A 4,923-nucleotide genomic window follows, 5' to 3' on the forward strand; every position below is an offset into this window, starting at 1 on the left:
TTCAAGCAATTCTTATTCCTTACATATTGTTCGCTGTCATTTGGGTTTTGGTATAATTGTGCCTGACATTATATTATTAAGGCTGATTTATTAAACTGTTGTAAAAAGCAAATTATTTGGTTGGTAATTCAGTAAAAAAGCAACGAAAAAATTATTTTTCGTTAAAACTTCCGTAGTTCAGATATTTTTCGAATCTTTTTTGAAGAAGTTCTCCGTCTTTTGAGAGCTCTTTTAACTCTTTTACTTTTTCTAAAAAGTAGTTTTTAATATTTTTAGCCGTAGTTTCGTAATCCCTGTGCGCCCCTTCAAGGGGTTCGTCTATTATATCATCAATAAGGCCCAATTCTTTAAGCTCTTCGGCTGAAATTTTAAGAGCTTTGGTTGCCGTTTCGGCTTTTGAGTTATCCCCCCATAAAATAGCCGCACACCCTTCGGGAGAAATAACGCTGAACACCGAATATTTAAGCATTGCAAATTTATCTGCGACACCTATGGCAAGGGCCCCGCCGCTTCCCCCTTCGCCAATTACGACAGAAACGGTCGGCGTTTTAATCCGCGAAAGCTCAAACAGGTTTCTCGCAATAGCTTCGCTCTGTCCCCTCTCTTCAGCCCCGATACCGGGAAAAGCACCCGGGGTATCCACAAGAAAAAGAATAGGCAAATCGAATTTTTCGGCAAGCTTGGCTACTCTTAAAGCTTTTCTGTATCCTTCGGGATGCGGCATACCGAAATTTCTGGCTAACTTTTCTTTGGTGTTTCTACCCTTCTCCTCACCTATTACCACACACTTAGTATCCCCTATCATTCCTATATAACATATTACCGAAGCGTCGTCCCTGAACTCCCTGTCTCCGTGAATTTCAATTTTTTCATCCATAATCAAATTTATAATGTCAACTGCATGGGGTCTGTCAGGATGACGCGCCAAAAGAAGTTTTTGATAAGGGGTTAGGTTTTTAAATGTTTTTTCTATCTCTTTTTCAAGCTCTTTTTGTAACGTGGAAACAGCATGGGAGTCGCCTTTTATTTTAGCGACGTCAATCTGTTCTTTAAGCTCTTCTATTCTTTTTTCAAAATCGAGTACTGCCAAAGTATGCCTTTATTTTACTTTTTTAAATATCACAACTCCGTTTGTTCCGCCAAATCCGAAAGAATTACTCATAGCCACGTTTATTTCCGCTTCCCTCGCCTTATTCGGAATATAATCCAAATCGCAATCCGGATCAGGCTCTTCATAATTTATAGTCGGCGGCATAATGTTTCTTTCCATTGCCATTAACGTAATGACGGCTTCAATAGTTCCGGCAGCACCGAGGCAGTGTCCCGTAGCACCTTTAGTGGAACTTACGGGAGGAGTGTTTTCTTTGCTTCCGAAAAGTGTTTTAAGAGCCATTGTTTCATACATATCGTTATATTTTGTAGATGTTCCGTGTGCGTTTACATAGTCTATTTTAGGTTCACCCGCCATTTCATAAGCCATTTTCATGGCTCTGTACGCACCTTCGCCCCCCGGAGCAGGCGTCGTAATATGGTTTGCATCACCGCTTTCGCCGATTCCTATTATTTCAGCGTAAATTTTCGCACCCCTTGCCACGGCGTCTTCATATTTTTCCAAAATCAGACACGCTCCGCCTTCACCCATTACAAATCCGTCCCTTTTTGCGTCAAACGGTCTTGATGCATGCGCCGGATCATCGTTTCTTGTAGAAAGCGCCTTCATTGCCGCAAATCCGCCAACACCTATTTCACATATGGCAGCCTCACCGGCAACCACCATCATTTTATCCGCAAGTCCGAGTTTAATCGTTTTAAAAGCTTCGGTAATGGCGTGAGTTCCGGCCGCACATGCGGTTACGCTCGAAAGATTCGGCCCTTTAAGCCCGTATTCGATAGAAACAAAACCGCCGAGCATATTTATAAGAGCGCTCGGAATAAAAAACGGCGATATCCTCCTTGGCCCCCTTGTTTCACAAATAATCGAATTTTTCTGGATATTAGAAAGACCCCCTATACCGCTTGCCGCAGAAATTCCGAATCTGTTTCCGTCGTATTCCTTAAGAGCGCTATCCGCCATAGCCTCTTTTGCCGCGGCAATTCCGAGCTGAATAAACCTGTCGGCTTTTTTTACTTCTTTGGGATCCATAACAGTTTTAGGATCAAACCCTTTAACTTCCCCGGCAATCTGCGAACCGAACCCTTCCGGATCAAAATGTGTAATTCTGTCAATTCCCGTTTTTCCGGCAATTATGTTTTCAAAAGATTCATCTTTATTCAAACCTACCGAATTAATCATACCTATACCGGTTACAACGATTCTCATACGTTTCCTTTATTTGAGGTTAATATTAATAGATATTTAAAAAATACCCGTTAATATTATCCCCGAAAAGGGAGAGATTAAGCTTTTGCTTTTTCGATATAATCGATAACATCTTGAACAGTCTGGATTTTTTCGGCTTCACTGTCCGGAATTTCGATTTCGAATTTTTCTTCAAGAGCCATAATCATTTCAACCACGTCAAGGCTGTCCGCTCCCAAATCTTCAACAAACTTAGCTTCAGGTTTTACTTCTTCGGGCGCTACATTCAACTGCTCAACTATAACTTCTTTTACTTCATCGAATAATGCCATTTTATCTCCTTTAATTTTTTATTTCAGCATTTTATCAAAATTTTGATTGTACTTGCAAATCACATATACATCCCGCCGTTTACTTTTAAAGTCTCCCCCGTAATGTAACTTGCCCCGTCACTTAAAAGAAACGCCACCGCATTCGCTACTTCTCGAGGCTGTGCAAACCTTTTTAGGGGGATTTTCTTAAGCATTTCCTCTTTTACCTTTTCGGGAAGATCTTTTGTCATATCCGTATCTATAAATCCTGGGGTTACGCTGTTAAACCTTATACCCCTTGCAGCCCCCTCAAGTGCGAATGTTTTGGTCATAGCAATCACGCCGCCTTTGCTCGCAACGTAATTGGCCTGTCCGAGGTTTCCGGCCTCGGCCACAACACTCGCAACGTTTACCACGGCACCGAACCTTTTTTTACTCATAACCTTCAAAGCTTCCCTGCACCCTACGAACGTAGAAGTCAGATTTGCGTCGATAACCCTTTTAAAATCCTCGACACTCATTCTCATTGCAAGTTTGTCATTGGTGATTCCCGCATTGTTTACAAGATAACCGAGTTCCCCGTCGCTGTCTATTATTGTTTTAACGGCTTCTACAAAAGCGTTTTCATCGCTTACGTCAAACCCTATAACCGCAGCGCTTCCGCCGTTTGCTTCAATTTCCTCCTTTACCCTGTCGGCGGCTTCGGCCCCGCTTCTGTAGTTAATCCACACTTTCAGCCCGTATCCCGCCAAAACCTTTGCAATCTCAGCACCTATTCCCCTGCTCGCACCGGTTATCAATACGTTTTTACCGCTAAATGTCATTTATGCTCCTTGGATAAATATAGTAAAAAAGAGGTGAAAAAAAGCTACGGGTGAAAAACGGTGTAAAAAACAGCCTTTTTTCACTTTCTTTCACCTTCTCTCACCCATTCCCACTTTTCCGCACCTTCTTTTATGATAAAATTTTATCTAAAAAAGGCAAATAATGTTATATTATCTTTATGAACATTTTCATATCAATATATTCCATTATATCACTTTCAGGGCAATTCTTGCTTTTTTCCTTTCTTTTGCCATAACAATCTCCGTTATGCCGAGGTTTATATCATGGGCCAAATCAAAAGCGACACAGCCCATTTTCGAACTTGCTCCGGAAAACCACAAAATAAAAAACTCCATTCCCACGATGGGGGGGCTGATTTTTATAACAAGCGCCGTCATTTCCATACTTATTACGACTGAATTAAACAAATACGTGCTTCTTACACTCACTCTGCTCGTGTATTTCACATCCTTAGGATTCATAGACGACTTCGGTAAAATAAAAGGCTCTTCAAACCGGGCGGGGCTCAGTGCCAAAACAAAATTTGTCCTTCAGTGGATAGGCGCCCTTGTCATTTCCTGCCTGTTAATCAAAGCGGGATTCGATACGAAACTGTACGTGCCTTTTTATAAGCATCCCCTTTTTGACATGGGATATTTCGCGGTTCTTTTCTGGGCTTTCATCATTGTGGCTATGAGCAACGCCGTAAACCTTACGGACGGTCTTGACGGGCTTGCAACGGTACCGTCCATTTTTTCACTTTTCACCCTGGGGATTTTGCTGTATATCGTGGGCAACTATAAATTCAGCTCGTATCTTTTTTATCCTTTCGAACTCGGCGTCGGAGAGCTCACCGTTATCGTATTCGCCCTAATCGGGGCACTTTTGGGCTTTTTATGGTACAACGCAAACCCGGCGGAGGTTTTTATGGGTGACAGCGGCAGCCTGCCCCTCGGCGCCCTGCTCGGATTTTTGGCGATAGTGGCGAAAAGCGAGCTTCTTTTGATTTTTATAGCGTTCGTATTTATAATGGAAACCGTATCGGTAATCCTGCAGGTCGGAAGCTATAAAACAAGAGGCAAAAGAGTCTTTAAAATGGCCCCCATCCACCACCATTTCGAAATGCTCGGATGGAAAGAGAATAAAATTACGATAAGATTTTGGATAATGGCATTAATTACAAATTTAATTGCAATACTTTCAATAAAAATAAGGTGAGAAAGAATAAAAATTAGATGAAAAAATAATATAAAAAATTGATATAATTTAGAAAAATAAGAAAAGGTTTTTTATGTATGATGATTTTATTAATGAAATGGAAAAAAATTAAAGAAGAAAGAAAATTTTATTAATTTTCTAAGAAAGGATAAAGATGGAATTGAAAATTAGTGTAAATGATATTAAATCGGAAATTTTTTTTGAGTTTTTAGAACTTTTTAAAAAAGACGGAATACTCAAAGAATATAAAGTATTACATAACGATTATGA

Annotated in this window: 5 protein-coding genes; 1 reads left to right on the forward strand and 4 read right to left on the reverse strand. The window is 40.6% G+C overall.

Annotation, left to right across the window (positions count from 1 at the left end; all coding sequences use genetic code 11):
- Nucleotides 1-151: 151 nt before the first annotated feature.
- From accA to fabG, 4 genes are all read right to left on the reverse strand, one after another.
- Complete coding sequence (accA, locus tag ACXJIE_RS02420) at nt 152-1,090, reverse strand: acetyl-CoA carboxylase carboxyl transferase subunit alpha (RefSeq protein WP_456479385.1); 939 nt, start codon at nt 1,088-1,090, stop codon at nt 152-154.
- Nucleotides 1,091-1,099: 9 nt separating this feature from the next.
- Nucleotides 1,100-2,320, reverse strand: a complete 1,221-nt coding sequence (locus tag ACXJIE_RS02425; protein ID WP_456479386.1) for a beta-ketoacyl-ACP synthase II — start codon at nt 2,318-2,320, stop codon at nt 1,100-1,102.
- Between the two features lie 77 nt (nt 2,321-2,397).
- On the reverse strand, nt 2,398-2,631 hold the full coding sequence (gene acpP, locus ACXJIE_RS02430) for an acyl carrier protein (RefSeq protein ID WP_456479387.1): 234 nt from the start codon (nt 2,629-2,631) through the stop codon (nt 2,398-2,400).
- Between the two features lie 59 nt (nt 2,632-2,690).
- Nucleotides 2,691-3,434 (reverse strand): 3-oxoacyl-ACP reductase FabG, encoded by a 744-nt coding sequence (gene fabG, locus ACXJIE_RS02435; RefSeq protein ID WP_456479388.1) that lies wholly within the window; start codon nt 3,432-3,434, stop codon nt 2,691-2,693.
- A gap of 163 nt (nt 3,435-3,597) precedes the next feature.
- Between fabG and mraY the strand changes: the two genes are divergently transcribed.
- Nucleotides 3,598-4,653: a phospho-N-acetylmuramoyl-pentapeptide-transferase gene (mraY, locus tag ACXJIE_RS02440; protein WP_456479389.1), complete on the forward strand. Its 1,056-nt coding sequence runs from the start codon at nt 3,598-3,600 to the stop codon at nt 4,651-4,653.
- Nucleotides 4,654-4,923: the final 270 nt, after the last annotated feature.

Source organism: Nautilia sp. (assembly GCF_053994455.1).